The sequence below is a fragment of the Pseudomonas monachiensis genome, from assembly GCF_047345015.1.
Lineage (GTDB): Bacteria > Pseudomonadota > Gammaproteobacteria > Pseudomonadales > Pseudomonadaceae > Aquipseudomonas > Aquipseudomonas monachiensis.
This window is the reverse complement of record NZ_CP178857.1, coordinates 2,232,507-2,249,561: the sequence shown is the minus strand read 5'-3', so window position 1 is coordinate 2,249,561 and position 17,055 is coordinate 2,232,507. Positions and strand designations below refer to the sequence as shown.

16 protein-coding genes are annotated in these 17,055 nt (G+C 60.2%); 11 read left to right on the top strand and 5 right to left on the bottom strand.

Going from position 1 to position 17,055, the window contains the following annotated elements; translation table 11 throughout:
• Window positions 1-163 precede the first annotated feature (163 nt).
• The 9 genes from ACMDB8_RS10215 (at window position 164) to ACMDB8_RS10175 (ending at window position 11,678) form a co-directional block, all read left to right on the top strand.
• The gene (locus ACMDB8_RS10215) at window positions 164-649 is read left to right on the top strand and encodes a flavin reductase family protein (RefSeq protein WP_046043515.1); all 486 of its coding nucleotides are present in this window, start codon (window positions 164-166) and stop codon (window positions 647-649) included.
• A 169-nt stretch (window positions 650-818) separates the two neighbouring features.
• Window positions 819-1,862: an LLM class flavin-dependent oxidoreductase gene (locus tag ACMDB8_RS10210; RefSeq protein WP_007982502.1), complete on the top strand. Its 1,044-nt coding sequence runs from the start codon at window positions 819-821 to the stop codon at window positions 1,860-1,862.
• A 28-nt stretch (window positions 1,863-1,890) separates the two neighbouring features.
• Window positions 1,891-2,043 (top strand): hypothetical protein, encoded by a 153-nt coding sequence (locus ACMDB8_RS10205; protein WP_008021288.1) that lies wholly within the window; start codon window positions 1,891-1,893, stop codon window positions 2,041-2,043.
• Between the two features lie 90 nt (window positions 2,044-2,133).
• Window positions 2,134-2,811: a cysteine hydrolase family protein gene (locus ACMDB8_RS10200; protein ID WP_056723575.1), complete on the top strand. Its 678-nt coding sequence runs from the start codon at window positions 2,134-2,136 to the stop codon at window positions 2,809-2,811.
• Between the two features lie 5 nt (window positions 2,812-2,816).
• Window positions 2,817-4,169: a purine-cytosine permease family protein gene (locus ACMDB8_RS10195; protein WP_409079285.1), complete on the top strand. Its 1,353-nt coding sequence runs from the start codon at window positions 2,817-2,819 to the stop codon at window positions 4,167-4,169.
• 319 nt (window positions 4,170-4,488) lie between these two features.
• Window positions 4,489-7,200, top strand: coding sequence for a type VI secretion system Vgr family protein (locus tag ACMDB8_RS10190; protein ID WP_409079284.1), 2,712 nt, complete (start codon window positions 4,489-4,491; stop codon window positions 7,198-7,200).
• A complete protein-coding gene (locus ACMDB8_RS10185) occupies window positions 7,197-9,101 on the top strand; it encodes a phospholipase D-like domain-containing protein (RefSeq protein WP_409079283.1) in 1,905 nt (634 codons plus the stop codon). The genes ACMDB8_RS10190 and ACMDB8_RS10185 overlap by 4 nt, the downstream gene beginning before the upstream one ends.
• A gap of 86 nt (window positions 9,102-9,187) precedes the next feature.
• On the top strand, window positions 9,188-10,393 hold the full coding sequence (locus ACMDB8_RS10180) for an SEL1-like repeat protein (RefSeq protein WP_409079282.1): 1,206 nt from the start codon (window positions 9,188-9,190) through the stop codon (window positions 10,391-10,393).
• Between the two features lie 16 nt (window positions 10,394-10,409).
• Window positions 10,410-11,678, top strand: coding sequence for an SEL1-like repeat protein (locus tag ACMDB8_RS10175; protein WP_409079281.1), 1,269 nt, complete (start codon window positions 10,410-10,412; stop codon window positions 11,676-11,678).
• 343 nt (window positions 11,679-12,021) lie between these two features.
• Here ACMDB8_RS10175 and ACMDB8_RS10170 read toward each other — a convergent pair whose 3' ends face one another.
• The 4 genes from ACMDB8_RS10170 to ACMDB8_RS10155 form a co-directional block, all read right to left on the bottom strand.
• Window positions 12,022-13,368, bottom strand: a complete 1,347-nt coding sequence (locus ACMDB8_RS10170; protein ID WP_409079280.1) for a glutamine synthetase family protein — start codon at window positions 13,366-13,368, stop codon at window positions 12,022-12,024.
• Between the two features lie 20 nt (window positions 13,369-13,388).
• Window positions 13,389-13,943, bottom strand: a complete 555-nt coding sequence (locus ACMDB8_RS10165; RefSeq protein ID WP_007976194.1) for a helix-turn-helix domain-containing protein — start codon at window positions 13,941-13,943, stop codon at window positions 13,389-13,391.
• A 26-nt stretch (window positions 13,944-13,969) separates the two neighbouring features.
• Window positions 13,970-15,259 carry an NAD(P)/FAD-dependent oxidoreductase gene (locus tag ACMDB8_RS10160; protein WP_056723566.1) on the bottom strand — a complete coding sequence of 430 codons (1,290 nt, stop codon included), beginning with the start codon at window positions 15,257-15,259 and terminating at the stop codon, window positions 13,970-13,972.
• Between the two features lie 162 nt (window positions 15,260-15,421).
• The gene (locus tag ACMDB8_RS10155; RefSeq protein ID WP_056723564.1) at window positions 15,422-15,757 is read right to left on the bottom strand and encodes a hypothetical protein; all 336 of its coding nucleotides are present in this window, start codon (window positions 15,755-15,757) and stop codon (window positions 15,422-15,424) included.
• Between the two features lie 252 nt (window positions 15,758-16,009).
• Between ACMDB8_RS10155 and ACMDB8_RS10150 the strand changes: the two genes are divergently transcribed.
• Together ACMDB8_RS10150 and osmE are read left to right on the top strand one after the other, a co-directional pair.
• On the top strand, window positions 16,010-16,249 hold the full coding sequence (locus tag ACMDB8_RS10150) for a hypothetical protein (RefSeq protein WP_046043505.1): 240 nt from the start codon (window positions 16,010-16,012) through the stop codon (window positions 16,247-16,249).
• Between the two features lie 13 nt (window positions 16,250-16,262).
• On the top strand, window positions 16,263-16,613 hold the full coding sequence (osmE, locus tag ACMDB8_RS10145; RefSeq protein ID WP_056723562.1) for an osmotically-inducible lipoprotein OsmE: 351 nt from the start codon (window positions 16,263-16,265) through the stop codon (window positions 16,611-16,613).
• 51 nt (window positions 16,614-16,664) lie between these two features.
• On the opposite strand, the gene ACMDB8_RS10140 is transcribed toward osmE, so the two are convergent.
• Window positions 16,665-16,865, bottom strand: coding sequence for an SPOR domain-containing protein (locus tag ACMDB8_RS10140; RefSeq protein WP_056723560.1), 201 nt, complete (start codon window positions 16,863-16,865; stop codon window positions 16,665-16,667).
• Window positions 16,866-17,055 lie beyond the last annotated feature (190 nt).

The following is a 17,055-nucleotide window of genomic DNA, read 5'->3' as shown; positions in this document are numbered from 1 at the left end:
GCGCGCCAGCACTGACTAGCTGAAAGCCCTGTAATCATTGGGCTTAAGACGAAAGCCTTACGTTTATCGGTTCACCCAAAAAGACCTTGCAATCGACGTATTACGGTATACCATCAGACCTACAAACACATAAAAACGCACCACAGCACCCGAGGACCGTCCAATGATCGATGCCGCCATCTATAAACAAGTCATGGGGTCGTTCCCGTCCGGAGTGACCGTGATCACCACCCTGGATGACGACGGGCAAATCGTCGGCCTGACCGCCAGCGCGTTCAGCTCGCTGTCGATGGACCCGGCCCTGGTGCTGTTCTGCCCCAACTACAGTTCCGATTCCTACCCGGTCCTGATCAAGAACAAGCGTTTCGCCATCCACGTGCTGTCCGGCGGCCAGCAAAACGAAGCCTATGCCTTCGCGCGCAAGGGCAAGGACAAGGCCCAGGGGATCGAGTGGACGTTGAGCGAACTGGGCAACCCGATTCTGGCCAACGCCACGGCGGTCATCGAATGTGAGCTGTGGCGCGAATATGAAGGTGGTGACCACGCCATCATGGTCGGTGCGGTGAAGAACCTGATCGTGCCCAACCAGAATGCCGGCCCGCTGGTGTATTGCCACGGCAAGATGGGCGCTTTGCCCGTTCTGGCCTGACCATTGAAAAGATCGCAGCCTTCGGCAGCTCCTACAGGGGCAAACGCATATCGCCCGTAGGAGCTGCCGAAGGCTGCGATCTTTTGCTCTTCAATTCGTATTATGGTATACCAAAAATCAACAGGCCCGCGATCGACCGGCCGACAACAATAGATCCGAGGTAAGCGTCATGAAGTTTTCCCTGTTCGTACACATGGAACGTTGGGACGAAAGCGTCAGCCACCGCCAGTTGTTCGAAGACCTGACCGAACTGACGCTGATGGCCGAGGCCGGTGGTTTCAGCACCGTGTGGATCGGCGAACACCACTCCATGGAGTACACCATCTCGCCAAGCCCGATGCCGCTGCTGGCTTATCTGGCGGGCAAGACCACCACCATCCACCTGGGTGCCGGCACCATCATCGCGCCGTTCTGGCATCCGCTGCGGGTGGCCGGTGAGTGCGCGTTGCTCGACGTGATCAGCAACGGGCGCATGGAAGTGGGATTGGCCCGTGGCGCCTACCAGATCGAGTTCGACCGCATGGCCGGCGGCATGCCGGCGTCCTCCGGCGGCCAGGCGTTGCGGGAAATGGTCCCGGTGGTGCGGGCACTGTGGAACGGCGACTATGCCCATGACGGCGACATCTGGAAATTCCCGACCTCCACCAGCGTGCCCAAGCCGATCCAGCAGCCGAACCCGCCGATGTGGATCGCCGCCCGCGACCCGGATTCGCACAACTTCGCCGTGGCCAACGGCTGCAACGTCATGGTCACGCCGCTGATGAAAGGCGACGAGGAAGTCCTCGACCTGAAGAACAAGTTCCAGGCCGCGCTCGATAACAACCCTGGCGTGCCGCGCCCGCAACTGATGGTGCTGCGTCACACCCACGTGCACACCGCCGACGATCCACAGGGCTGGGAAGTCGGGGCCAAGGCGATCTCGAAGTTCTACCGCACCTTCGATGCCTGGTTCGGCAACAAGACCACCCCGGTCAACGGCTTCCTCGCGCCGAGCCCGGAAGAGAAATTCGCCGGTCGCCCGGAGTTCGAGCTGGAAAGCCTGCACAAGACCGCCATGATCGGCACCCCGGAAGAAATCATTCCGCGCATCAAGTACTACCAGGAACTGGGGGTCGACGAATTCAGCTTCTGGTGCGATAACAGCCTGCCCCACGCGGAAAAGAAAAAATCCCTGGAGCTGTTCATCAAGCACGTGGTGCCAGCGTTCCGGTAGGAGCGAGTTCCCACAAGGGTCGATTCCAATGATGACTGGTCGCCTCCCATCACTCGCCCTTCCCTCCGGCGCCGCGCGGGCTTACCTGCGCGGTGAATGGACCGCTTCGCACCTGCATTTCAAGCGCCTGCGCGCCAGCGTTTCGGCCAAGCAGAACGGTTTCTGGCAAATAGTTCACTGAGCCCACCCGAACAGCCAATCACGCACCCCGCGTCTCGCCATTGCATGGCGCGTACGGTGCATCGTGTTTCGCCTTGATCAGGTTTGCCCAATGAACAATAACAACGCGCTGTTGATCATCGACATGCAGCAGGAGGACGGCTTCGTCCTGGAAAACCTCGACAGGGTGGTCGCCCATACCGCCGCCCTGCTCGATACCGCCCGCCATCAGCGGACGCCTGTCATCTATACCCGCCACATCAATCAGGCCGATGGCAGTGACCTGCCCCACGGCGAACCCCTGGCCGCCGACGGAGGCCCCGGCAGTTACCGCGCCGGCACCCGGCAAGTGGAAATCATCGGGTCGCTGAGGCCGCAGCCCGGTGAGCTGATCATCGACAAGGGCCGGTACAGTGCCTTTCATCGCACCGACCTCGATGCCCGACTCAAGGCAATGGAGGTCAACACACTGATCGTCTGCGGCGTGCTGACCGACGTCTGCGTGCTCACCAGTGTGTTCGATGCCTTCGCCCTGGGTTATCGCGTGCGCCTGGTCAGCGATGCCTGCACCACGACCACCGAGGCCGGGCATTACTCGGCCCTGCTGATCCTGGCCAACTGGGTCTACGCACTGGAAATCCTCACCACCACCGAGTGCCAGCGCGCCCTCGAACGCCGCGATTACATCAGCCTGATCCCCGAGCAGCCGGACCTGTTCGCCCACCAGCCCCATGAGCTGCAAAGCACCATCGCCCGTCTGCAATCCCGTCTCGTCCGGACTCAGGAGTGATCGCCATGCAAGTCGAAAAAAGAAGCATCGATTTCATCCCCGAGACCGAACGCCACGGCAAGCCGGGTTCGCTGTTCTATATCTGGTTCGGCGCCAACATGAACATCACCACCATCGCCTCCGGCGTGTTGCCGGTGGTGATGGGGCTCAACCTGTTCTGGAGCGCGCTGGCGATCATCATCGGCTCGTTGCTCGGGGCGATTTTCATGGCCTCCCACTCGGCCCAGGGACCGAAGCTGGGCATTCCGCAAATGATCCAGAGCCGGGCGCAATTCGGCGTGTTGGGGGCGGTGTTGCCGCTGCTGTTCGTGATGCTGATCTACCTGGGCTTCTTCGTCAGCAACACCTTGCTCGCGGCCCAGGCGCTGGAGTCCGTCAGCCCGCTGCCGATGTCCGGCAATATCTACCTGATCGGCGCGTTGTGCTTCATCGTCGCGCTCTATGGCTATCGGTTGATTCACCGCTTGCAGAAGCTGCTGTCGATTCTGTCGCTGGTGGTGTTCGTCGCCGCCACGGTGCTCGCCTTGCAGTTGCCGATCCCGGCCGAACAGTGGCTGCCAACAGGCTTCTCGCTATCGAAGTTCCTGGTGGCGGTGAGTATTGCCGTAACCTGGCAACTGTCCTACGCGCCTTATGTCGCCGACTACTCGCGCTACCTGCCGAGCAACACGCCGACCGCCCAGGTGTTCTGGTACAGCTACGCCGGCACGGTCAGCGGCGGTGCGTGGATGATGATTCTCGGGGCGATCCTGAGCGTCGGCATCGGCGACTTCTCCAGCAACGTCGGCGGGCATGTCGCCGGTCTGTTCGGCCCTGGCGCGGTGCTGCTGTTCGCCTTCATCGTCTACGGCCAGGTGTCGATCAACGTGTTCAACCTGTACGGCGCGTTCATGTCGACCATCACCGTGATCGAACCTTTCGCCCGACTCAAGGTGACGCCACGGGTGCGCGGCGTGTTCATGCTGCTGATCAGCCTGGTGGCCACGGCCCTGTGCACCATCAGCCAGGACGACTTCATCACCTTCTTCCTCAACTTCATCTTCTTCATGAGCTACTTCCTGATCCCGTGGACGGCGATCAATCTGGTGGACTACTACTGCCTGCGCAAAGGCCAGTACCGGATTGACGACATCTTCGACCTGAACGGGATCTACGGACGGGTCAACCGGATTGCCTGCGGCAGTTTCCTGCTGGCGATTGCCCTGGAAATTCCGTTCATGAACACCACGCTGTACGTCGGCCCGGTGGCCACGGCGCTGGACGGGGTGGACCTGGCGTGGGTGGTCGGGTTGCTGGTGCCGGCGTTGAGTTATTACTGGCTGATGAAAATGACCACGCGCGTCAGCGTGCCAGCGTAGTCATCAGCATTTGACGGCATAAAAGATCGCAGCCTGCGGCAGCGCCTACGAATGTAAGGCGTACATCCCCGTAGGAGCTGGCGAAGCCTGCGATCTTTTGATCTTCTGCTTCCGGCCCCCCCCCAACGGCTGGACGCCATCAAACGCCAGCCGCGAACGGTCCTACAGGTACGCAGCATCAACACTCGGATGCATCCTACGCGAGCGTCGGAAGCGTCCTATATCACCCTTTTTTACCTTCCTGAAAGCTGTCGAGCGCTTGAACGCGGGAGGAAGCGAAGCCTCCCCGTCCGCTTCAACAGCCCAGGGAGGCCTGATTTTGTCCAACGCACCGCGTACCTTTTTCGACCACAGCCGCCACACACTCTGGGTCCGGGAGCTGGACGCCCCCCTCGACGTCCTGGCCTTCCACGGCGAAGAACACCTCAGCCAGCCGTTCAGCTACTACATCGAGTTCACCTCCAGCCAGCTCGACATCGACGCCGAGCTCATGCTTGGCCAACCCGCCAGCTTCAGCCTGCACGCGCTGCCGGAAAAGCTCTCGTCGCTGATCTTCGAACCGTCCGAGGTCAAGCCGCTGCGCAGCTTGCACGGGGTAATCAGCGGCTTCAAACGCCTGTCCGCTTCCGTCGACGAGGCGCGCTACGAAGTCACCCTGCAACCGCGCCTGGCGCTGCTCGCGCGGGGCCGGCAATACCGGATCTACCAGCACCGGTCGGTGCCGGAAATCGTCGAGCACATCCTGCGCAGTCGCCACGATTTCAGGGGCCAGGACTTCCTCTTCCACCTGCACCGCGAATACCCCCGGCGCGAACAGGTGATGCAATACGGCGAAAGCGACCTGGCCTTCATTGCCAGGTTGCTGGCCGAAGTCGGCATCTGGTACCGCTTCACCAGCGACGAACGCCTGAGTATCGACGTCGTCGAATTCCACGACTCCCCGCGCGCCTACCAGTTCGACGTCGAACTGCCGCTGCGTCCGCTCTCCGGGTTGAGCAGCAGCGGCGAGGACAGCGTCTGGGCCCTGCAGTCGGAACACCAGGTGGTGGAACAGCACGTGAACATCCGCGCCTACCAGCACCGTGACGCCCGCGCGTACCTCGACGGCGACATCGACCAGACGCGCGGCGCCAAGGGCACCTACGGCGAGGCCTATCACTACGCCGAACCCTACACCGCGCTCGGCGACCGCCATGCCTTCTCCGAAGACGTGCAGTGCGAAAGCGGCTACTTCTATGCACGCCTGCGCCACGAGCGTTACCTCAACCGCCGCACCCGCCTTTGCGGCATGAGCAGCAGTCCCCGCCTGGCGCCGGGGCAGGTGCTGGAAGTCACCGACGGCGCGCCCCAGGCCTTCGCGCCGCGGGCGGTGATCATCGCGCTCAAGGCCGGCGCCGCCCGCGACCGCAGTTTCGAGTGCAGCTTCCAGGCCATTCCCTACGCGCAGACGGTGTGCTTTCGCCCAGACGTACCGCCAAAACCCTTGATCGCCGGCACCGTGCCGGCCCGGGTGACCAGCGCGCAGGCAAACAACCCCTACGCCGATACCGACGCCGAGGGCCGCTACCGGGTGCAATTCCTGTTCGACCGCGACACCTGGGACGCCGGTCGCGAAAGCACCTGGCTGCGCCTGGCCCGGGCGTACGCCGGCGACACCCACGGCCTGCACCTGCCGCTGATCGCCGGCACCGAAGTGGCGGTGGCCTTCGAACAGGGCGACCCCGACCGGCCCTACATCGCCCACGCCCTGCACGACAGCCAGCACCCCGACCCCGTCACCATGTACAACGAAAAGCGCAACGTGCTGCGCACCCCGGCCAACAACAAGCTGCGGCTGGACGATACCCGAGGGCAGGAGCACATCAAGCTCAGCACCGAACACAGTGGCAAGAGTCAGCTCAACCTTGGGCACGTGGTGGATGCCGAGCGGCAAAAACGGGGTGAAGGGTTTGAGTTGCGCACCGATGCCTGGGGCGCGATTCGGGCGGGCAAGGGGTTGTTTATCAGTGCCGATGAACAAACCAAAGCCCAAGGCCTCGTGCTGGAAATGGGCCCGGCGATCGAGCGCCTGCGACAGGCCGGCGACCAACTGCAAACGCTGTCCGTCGATGCCTTGGCCGCCAACGCCGATCCCGCAGATGTGGCGGCGCAATTGGCGCTGATGCGCCAGCAACTCGATGAACTGAAAGCCGCGGTCCTGCTGCTCAGCGCACCCCAGGGCATCGCCCTGACCAGCGGCCAGCACCTGCAACTGGCGGCAAAAGACAACCTGATGCTCAACGCCGGCGGCGAGGCCGACCTCAGCGTGGTCAAGCGCCTGTTCATCGGCGTCGGCCAGGGCCTGAGCCTGTTCGTACGCAAGCTGGGGATCAAGCTGATCGCCAATCAGGGCCCGGTGAGGGTGCAGGCGCAGAACGATCGCCTGGAGCTGATCGCACGGCACGGGTTGGAGATCACCAGCACCGAAGATGAAATCCACATCACGGCGAAAAAGAAAATCGTCCTCAACGGCGGCGGCAGCTACATCACCCTGGAGACGTGTGGCATCGAGTCGGGCACGGCGGGCGATCACAACGTCAAGGCGGCGCATTTCGAGTACAGCGGTCCGGCGAGCATGAAGGCCACGCATCCGGACTATCCGCAAAGCCTGTCCAGACAGACCTTACGAGTCAACCTGCCACCCGCCCCAAATGCCTCCAGCCAGAACTGGGCAGGCATGCCCTACACCTTGTACGCCGACGGCGCAGTGCTCAAGCAGGGCGTGCTGGACAAGACCGGGCAACTGTCGATCGACCATCAGGTCGTCACCCAGGGCTACCGGTTGGTGATGGCCAACGATGTGACCTACCAGATTCCGGTGCCCACGGAATACCGCAACGCCGAGCAGGCGGAACTCGCCAATCGTGGCCTGCACAACCACCCTTCGCAAGCCCACGCCGAGGTGAGCCAGCCCATATCGCACACCGATCACCGCGGCCTGTATGCCACGGTGATGGAAGGCGCTGGTGATCAGGAAGGGAAAACACCATGAGCCAATACGAGATCGTCACACCGGTCGCACTCCAGCACACCCAAGAGGTGACCTGTACCCCGCCATGGTATGTGCGCAATACCGAATACCCTCCCGCCATGGCGACGTATCAACCGCTGATCAATGGGGAAGAAACGTTCCGGGCCGTGCACCTGGCCATTTCAAAGGCCAAGGCAACTGTCGACATCATCTGCTGGGGCTTTCAGCCGTCGATGTATTTCATCCGCGACGGAATATCGCCGCGTATCGGTGAATTGCTGATGGCCATGGCTCGCGAAGGCGTCAAGGTGCGGATATTGGGGTGGGAAATGCCGTTTAACAGCGCGGGCTTTGCCGACGAATCCAATCTGCCCGGTAAAGGCCCGTACCGGATATACGACCGGGCGATGCAACCCTCCACGGACGAGCAATATGCTTATGACCGCCAGTGGTTTGCCAACTGTGCGCTTGCCGACAACATGGCCGCTGCGCATCTGGCGGCTCGCGGCACTCCAGTGTTCGTCAGTCGCGGTTTCAGCGTACTTGAGAGGGCCGAAATAGCCCATCAGGCGAAATACAAAAGTCTCGACCCGCAGGTCAGCGCCACCACGCAATTCATCCTGACTGCGACAGCGACCCATCATCAAAAAACCGTTCTCGTCGATTATGAACTGCCGGACCGCGCCGTCGGTTTCGTGATGGGTCATAACATGCTCGACGAGTACTGGGACACCAATGACCATTTGGCGGTGAACCGTGACAAGGACACCAAACCCGCCCCCAACAAGGGCCCGCGTGGCGATACCCCACGTCAGGACATTTCAAGCCAGGTCAGTGGGCCGATCCTGGAACACCTGCACCACAACTTCGCCAGCGCCTGGCGCAAGGAAACCGGCGAGGACTTGCTCGACCTGCGCCAAGCCAAAGAGATCGGGCCGCAACAACAATGCGCCCCGCAAGCCACCCGACAGATCGCGCAGATCCTGCGCACCCAGGCCCAGGAGGGCAAGCGCGACATCGAGAAGCTGTACCTGCAGGCGGTCAACAACGCGACCCAGTTCATCTACATCGAAAACCAGTATTTCCGCTGGCCGCCCCTGGCCGAATTGATCAAGGCCGTCGCCGCCGGCCAGACCAAGGCCGGGCGCGACCCCGCCATACACGGCCCCTTGCACCTGTTTGTAATCACCAACGCCAGCGAGGGTGGCATCGGCTCCGGCACCGTGAACACCCAGCGCATGCTCGAAAGCCTCGGGCGCGGCCATACCATGCCTGCAATCACCAAGTTACGGCGTATTGAACAGGCAAAAGCTGACGCCGCCGCACTGGAAACCAGCCTGGGCGAACGGCTGGAGCAGCATGCCCTGATCACGCTGACGAAACTCACCGACGCATTGGGCGGAACCGATCTCAGCGACAAGGCCAAGGAAGCTCAGCGGAGCAAGAATCGAGACAACGATTGGCGCAAAACCGCACTCCAGAGCCAAATCGAGGCAATCGAGAAAGAGACTTTTGCCCAACTCCCGGAACTCTCCGGCCTGAAAGTCCATGTGTGCTCACTGGTCGCCCCCGACTCGCCCGCCGGTAAGCCCTGGATGCCAGTGTACATCCACTCCAAGTTGATGATCGTCGACGATGTGTTCACCACTCACGGCTCGGCCAACATCAATACCCGCAGCATGCAGGTCGATAGCGAACTGAATATTGCGCATGAATGGGCGAGTGTGACGCAGGCGATGCGGCGGCGGTTGTGGGAGATGCATACGAATGGATTGGGCGCGCAGGATGATCCGGAGGAAGCGTTCGAAGCTTGGCAGTGGATCATCGACGACAACAAAGACTTTCAGGAAGACAAGGATGTGCCTTGTGCCCCCATCGTTGAGTTCTACTTCGGTAAATCAGACCTGTCGGACCTCGACTGATGCGACGGGTCTTGTTGTTGTCATGCCTGCTGCTGCTCGCCTGCGATACCAGTAATCCTACTTCTACTTCGACCAAGGAAGCGCCCTTGAACCCTTTGACTGAAGCCAAGGCCAATATGGCCTTTACCTGTGTGCACGAGCAGATCCCCACGGCCTCCGCCGAGGCCGATGTGCTGTTCCATTACGCGCGCTGGTTGCAAAAGAACAACCAACTCAAACAGGACAAGACCGTCGATGGAGAGATCGAACGTTTATATCGCATCGCCAGTGAGAACGGCCACTACAAGGCCAATATCAACCTGCAGAACGGTGCGATGCGCGGTACTTTCAAACTCCGTGGTGAAGAGCATTTGCGCATGAGTGAACAACTGATCAACGCGGAAGTGGCAACGGGATATTACTTTGTCGGTATCTTTTTGCAGCACGGCGCAGGCGGGTTGCAGCAAGATCACGAAATGGCCTTGCGTTACTACCGCAAAGCCGCCGATCAGGGCAATGCGCAAGCTCAGGCAGTTGTAGCCGACAAGTTGGCGCCGATTGATATTGCCCCGGATGTTGCGCGGCAGATGCGCCGTTGCGCAGCTGAACAAGGTCACGGTAAATCAGCCGTCGCCCTAGGTGTCCACTTTAAGAACAAAGGAAAGTACCAAGAAGCGCTTGAGGTCTTCCAGATGGGCGTTGTAGCTGGTAGCGACGGTGCTGCCGGCCGGTTGGAAAAAGGCTTCCGTGGCCCTAAGCCAGATAACCGCTTGCTCTACCTCGGCCAACAGGAAGACCTCGAACGCGCCGAACGCTACAAAAAAATCTGGAAAATCCTCTCGGGCTACTCCTACGCCAATCCCAAGGTCCCCGAGATCAACGAAATCCTCCCGCTGCCGCCTGCCCCGTTACCCGCCTGGGACGGCAAACTGCAATGGCTCGAAAAACGCCTGGCCAATGTCCCACCAGAAAAGCCCAGCGAAGCACTGATTCACCAACTGGCCAAGGCCAAAGTCCTCGAACCCGCCACCGGCCGGCCCATGCCCGGCTCCTCGGCCTTCATACCGATCGACTACATCAAACGACCGACCTGCATCAGCGGCCAAGCCTGCACGTATACCGGTTATTGGCTGGCGGAAAGTATCGCCGGTCAATCCTGGTGGCGCCTGGAAAAAGGCGAGCCCCGGCGCTTCGAGAAGGGCGACATCATGCCGACCCTGAACGTCAAGCATCGTCACAGCCGATTCCTGCTCGCCGACCGTGTGACGGTCGAGGAGGAAAATATCGAATGGAGACTGTTCGGTGAGGTCTGAGTATTTATGGAGCTGTTTGATACTCATCGCCTTGACCGGTTGTGGCGCCAACAGTGCCGAGCCTTTGTCGGTGGACTTTGTAAACCCGCTCACCGATATCAACGTTGATCTCGCCTTCACCTGCCAACACGAAACAATTCCGGCGCCGCCCGCTGAGGCCGATGTGCTGTTCCATTACGCGCGCTGGTTGCAAAAGAACAACCAACTCAAGCAGGACAAGATTGTTGATGCGGAGATCGAGCGCTTGTACCGCATCGCCAGTGAGAACGGTCACTACAAGGCCAATATCAATCTGCAGAACGGTGCCATGCGCGGGTATTTCGGACTCCGTGGCGAAGAGCATTTGCGCATGAGTGAGCAACTGATCAACGCGGGAGTGGCAACGGGATATTACTTTGTCGGCATTTTCCTGCAGAACGGTTCGGCGGGACTACAGAAAGATCACGAAATGGCGTTGCGTTACTACCGCAAAGCCGCCGATGAAGGTAATCCGCTAGCTCAAGCCTATGTCGCAGACAAGTTGGCGCCGATCAACATTGCCCCGGACGTTGCCCGGCAAATGCGCCGTTGCGCTGGGGAGCAAGGAAACGGCAAAGCGGCAAGAGCACTAGGTATTAATTTATCGACGAAAGGGCGTTATCAGGAAGCACTCGAAGCATTCCAGCACGGGGCAGCGGCCGGTGACAGCACTTCGACTTCTTTTTTGAGCAAAGGCTTCCGTGGTCCGGAGCCGGATGATCGGATGTACTACCTGGGCCAACAGGAAGACCTCGAACGCGCCGATCGCTACGAAAAAATCTGGAAAATCCTCTCGGGTTACTCCTACGCCAATCCCAAAGTCCCCGAGATCAACGAGATCGTCCCACTGCCGCCTGCCACGTTGCCTGCTTGGGACGGCAAGCTCCAATGGCTCGAAGAACGCCTGGCCAATATCCCACCAGAAAAGCCCAGCGAAGCACTGATTCACCAACTGGCCAAGGCCAAAATCCTCGAACCCGCCACCGGCCGGCCCATGCCAGGCTCCTCGGCCTTTATACAGATCGACTACATCAAACGACCGACCTGCATCAGCGGCCAAGCCTGCACGCATACCGGTTATTGGCTGGCGGTAAGTATCGCCGGTCAATCCTGGTCGCGCCTGGAAAAAGGCGAGCCCCGGCGCTTCGAGAAGGGCGAGATCATGCCGACCCTGAATGTTCAGCATCGTCTTAGCCGCTTCTTGCTCGCCGACCGAATGACCGTCAAAGAGGAAAACATCGAATGGAGATTGTTCGGTGAAGCCTGAGTATTTACTGATCTATATATTGGCCGCGGCCTTGATCGGCTGTGACACTTCCTCAGCCAATCGACCGGAGACGGCCAGTGGTCAAGTGCATTGAATCGAGACAAACCCCGCCTGTCCGGCCGCTCGGCTGATAGCCATGAGGGGGCGCCATTGCGGTCTCAAATCTCAGGCAAAAAAATCCCAGGCAGCTGATGGACGCCCGGGATTTAAAAATGCATAAACCGTGGTGGTGAACGCGGCGCGGATATTACGGAATATTTCGGCCTGTAACAAGATATTTTTATTCACTATCCGGTTACTAATCCTTCTAACCCCTTCAATATCCACATATTTTTAAGGGCGACTACAAGAACCAACGATACTCCCGCGCGCTGATGTCATGCAGAAATGCCAGATGATCCTGACGCTTGTTTTCGCAATAGACGTCCACGAACTCTGCCCCCAAGCCTTCGCGCAGCGATGCATGATTTTGCATGGACTGCACGGCTTCAAGCATTTCCAGCGGAAAATCGATGCCACTGCCGCGGTCTTCGTTGAGCGGTGCAATCGGCTCGCGCTCCCCTTCCAGACCCTGTTCCAGCCCTACCAGAATCGCCGCCAACGCCAGATAAGGGTTGGCATCGGCGCCCGCCAGGCGATGTTCGATGCGCAGGTTTTTGACGTCCGACTCCGGTATACGCAAGCAGGCATCGCGATCCTCGAAGCCCCAACTGGCGCGGGACGCGACGTTCACCGTGCCGCTCAAGCGGCGCATGGCGTTGTGGTTCGGGGCAAAGATCGGCATGCAGTGCGGCAACACGTCCAGGCAACCGGCCACCGCATGGCGCAGCGCCCGCTGGCCGTTCGCCGCCAGCAGGTTGTTGCCGGCCTGGTCATACAGGCTGACATGCACGTGCATGCCGCTGCCGGGGTGCTGCAGGTAGGGTTTGGCCATGAAGCTGGCGCGGTAGTTGTGCTTGAGCGCCACGCCCCGGGTGCTGCGACAGAACAGGGCAGCCCAGTCGGCGGCGCGCAGGCCGTCATCGCAATGGCCGAAGTTGATTTCGAACTGGCCCGGGCCGAGCTCGGCGGTGATCACCGTGGCATCGACGCCTTGGGCTCGCGCGGTCTCGACCATTTCATCGAGCACCGGGGCGAAGCGCGACAGGCGTTCGATGTGCATGTTCGGCTGATCGTCGGCATCGCCACTCAGCTCATCACGGGGAAATTGCGGCAAGCCGTCCTTCAAGCGACTGTCGAACAGGTAGAACTCCAGTTCGAAGGCCACCACCGGGAAAATGCCCTTGCGCTTGAGCCGCTCCAGCACCCGCGCCAGCACTTCGCGGGGTTCGAATTCGATGGGTTTTTCGGTGCCGTCGGAGGTGATCAGCATCTGGCCCAAGGGCTGCTTTTCCCAGCTCACCAACTTCAAGGTGCCAGGCACCAAACGGCGCAGTGCATCCGGGTCACCATCGTTGAAGCAGTAATCGCCGATCCTGAACAGTCCGCCCTGGGTGCCGAGCAGCACGCAGTTCTGCGGCAGCTTCAGGGCACTGCCGGCAGCGACTTTTTCCAGCATCTCGATCGGGTAGCGCTTGCCGTAGAAATGCCCCGGAATGTCCAGGGATATCAGGTCGACGTAACGCACTTCGGGGTTGCAGTGGCGGAAGTTGCGAACCTCGGCCAGCAGTTCAGAGCACACAGCATCCATCGTTTTGGTCCTTGTTGTTATCAGGTGTAAACCCAAAGCACGCGGGTCAGTTGGTCGGACAGGTTGCCGTAGCGGCAGTGCGCATGGCTTGCCAGTTGAAAGCTGTCACCGGGATGCAGGGTCACCGGTTCGTTGTCGTCGAGCCACAGGGTCAGTTGCCCTTCCAGGACATAACCGCCCTGCTCGGAACTGTCCTTCATGTGCCGGTCGCCGCTGCTGGCGCCGGGTTCGAGCTGGCTTTCGAGCATCGAAAAGGACGCGCGCATCTTTGGCGAAACGAGGATGTCGGTGATGCCGTCGGCGTAGTACAGCGTGCGGCGTTCGTCCGGGCGGGTGACCCAGGACAAGGCCATGGGTTTGGGCAGGCTGTAGAAATAGGTGGTCGGCACCCCCAGGGTTTCGCTGATGGCGGTCAGGTCCGCCACGGTCGGGCGCGACAGGCCGCGCTCGACCTGGGATAGAAACCCCACGGAACGACCGATTTTGTCCGCCAGTTCCTTGAGGGTGTATTTCTTGTGCTTGCGCAGGTCCTGGATCAGGATCGCCAGCGCCGAGATTTCTTCTTGCATGTCCATCTAGAGGCTTCCAGAAAAGTGTCGCTTCAAATGCTGTCGCGCAGTCGATACCAGGCCTTGCCGATGGCTTCCAGTGGCGCGGCCAGGTATTTTCCGCCGGGAAAACTGCCGTTGTTCAGGCCCTGGTACAGGGACAATTCGTCGGGCTGGCCGAGTACCGCGTCGGACACCGCCCGCGCCGCGGCGAGTGTCGGCAGCACGCCATGCCCGGAATACCCCTGCATCCAGTACAGATCGCCACGCCGGCCGATATCCGGCGTGCGCTTGAGGGTCAGGTCGATGTGGCCGCCCCAGGCAAACTCCAGATCGACGCCGGTGAGTTGCGGGAACACGCGCTCCAGGAACGGCCGGGTCGCGGCGGCGATGTCCTTGGGCATGCCGCCCAGGTAAGTGCAACCACCGCCGAACAGCAGGCGGTTATCCGGGGTGCGACGGAAATAATCGAGTACGAACTGGTTGTCGGTCACGCACACGTTGCTTGGCAGCAGGGCGGTAGCTTGCTCCTTGGAGAGCGGCGCGGTCGCGACTTGATAGGTCCCGACCGGCAACACGCAACTGGCCAGTTGCGGATCGAGTCGATCGAGGTAAGCGTTGCACGCCAGCACCAGCACATCGGCGCGAATACGACCACGCTCGGTGGTCACCACAAACCCGTCGCCCTCCTCGCCATAGCTCAGCGCCTTGCTTAGCTCATGGATGCGGCCACCGGCCCGTTCGATCGCATCGGCCAGGCCCAGGGCCAGTTTCAGCGGATTCAGATGCCCGCCTTCGGGATCGAACAGGCCGGCCTGATAACGCTCGCTGGCAACCCACCGGGGCAATTCGCTGCGCTCGATAAATTGCAGTTTGTCGTGGCCCCATTTGTGGCTGGCCTCGTGTTGCCATTCGGTCAGCAGGCCTACCCGACGGGGCATTACCGAGGTCCACAGATGACCGGCGCGGTAGTCGCAATCGAACTCATGGCGGCCAGGCAAGTCACGCAGTTCCCGCGCGGCCCAGCGCATGCCGTCCCACAGGCGCCGCGCCCGTTCGTAACCCAGTGCCGCTTCCAGCGGTGGCATGTCGCACGACCAACCAAGAATCGCCTGCCCGCCATTACGCCCGGACGCGGCCCAGGCCACCCGGCTGGCTTCGAGCAAAGTTACGCGCTTGCCGGCCAGCGCCAGGCGCAAAGCCGTGTGCAATCCGCTGAAGCCGGCCCCGATGATCAGCACTTCGGTGTCTTGCTCACCTTCCAGTGCGGCTCGATCGACCAGACGATCGGCGCAGGTATGGGCGTAGTAACTGGCGACATGCCGGGTGGATTGCTGAAACATACGGCCTCGTGAAATTTTGTATTTTTAATTTCATGAAAAAATACACGGTAAATTTCACACAGGCAAATGGCACGCAAAAAAAAACCGGATGCACGCCAGGCATCCGGTTTTTTCTCAATTGAGTCGAAAAACGGTCGGTGACCGATTTTCACCCTCCCTCGCTTACAAACAGTCGCGCACGATTTTGCGCAGGTCGCCTGACTTGGCCCAAGGTGGCCCCTGATAGAGCGAAACCCGGCTGCCGTCCTTGTATTTCACGATATCCAGCACTTCGTCGGCCGTGATCACGCTGGGCGCCGTGATGCGGTATCCATTGGATATCGAAACCTGAGTGGTATTCGATACTTCCTTTTTCCAGGCAGGCAACACACACGCCGCATACTCTTTTGGCGTTTTTTCGCTCTGCTTGCTGACATTTGGCTCGCCCGGTACCAGCGACGCCGGCAACGAACACCCGGCCAGTAATGCCAGCGCGACCCCTCCCATCAACATCCGCATGCTGCTTCCTTTAATTCGAAAAAAGAAAATGTAGCTCGCCATCGTCCCTACAGCCATCCCCAACGATTCGGCGACTTTCATTGATATCACTTTGCCCGGTTAGTTCCTTGCTTTCAGATAAAGCAGGAAAGCGTACTGTCATGTTCACGTTTATTTCCCCGACCAAAGGAAACCCCGCTCAATCAGACGAACATAACATCCGGCCCGGTAAACAGGTCTAGAATTCCTGAATGAGGCATTCAGGAGGTCATTATGTGGCTTAACGAATCGGAACAGGAACTTCGGCGCGATCTGCAGGGGCTTGCGTCAGATTTGCGCTGGTCGGCCGTGGAGCTGTTGCGCATCGAGCAGCAATTGCGCCTGCTTGGCAATGACATCGACGCGCAAGCCGTTCAGAAGCTGTGCGCCTTGTTTCAGGGCGATGAAGCAAAACTGTCCGGCTACGCCGAGGAAGTGAAAGCCAAGGTTATTAGCCGCAATAAGGCTCAATAGCGGGAGCGCTGCCATGAACAGGCCTCTATTTACGCTGGTCGTCGTACTGACCGCGTTGGCAGGCTGCAGCACCAACTCGATCTACCAGGACCAGCCTCTGGTCGCGAAAGTCGACACCGGCATGACCCAGGAGCAAGTCCGTCAAATCGGCGGCCAGCCCCTGACGGTCAGCGACCGTACCGCCGAACCCGGCACGTGCTTTGACTACAGGCTGACTCAGTCCGGCCATCAACAAGCGTTCAATGTCAGCTTCGACGGCCGGGGCATGGTCGACCACAAGAGTTTCATGACCTGCGCGCAATGGAGCAATACGCAGCTTAAGGCCCGGGAGCCCTCCCGCGCCGGTGGAGGTGGTGGCTACTAGCGTCGTAGCATCATGAAAAAGCCCCGGAGAACCGGGGCTTCTGGCCTGATTTCATTTTGTCTGATGGCTGCCCGCAGGCTTGCCAGTACGCGCCCTGTAGCCGGGCAACGAAGCGGCAAACGCCAGTGCTTCTTCTCGACTGGCAAACGAGCCCAGTCGGTCGCCCTGGGTGCACACCCGCCAGGGGCCGTGGTTCACACTGAGTACGTCGTAACCGTTCATGTGCATTTTGTTCAGCATCGGAACACTCATAGTCACCTCCTTTTGGGCAGTGATATCAGGTTGACTTGCTAACCTTACACCCACCCTTGTCCAAAATACCGACCAGCCGTCGCCATGGAAATTCCTTCTTTCGGTTGCACTTTTCGTCGCGTCGGCCGCTCAAATTACCCAGATAGCAGCACAATCGCGGCCCTGGCCCGAATGCTGCATTTGCATGCCT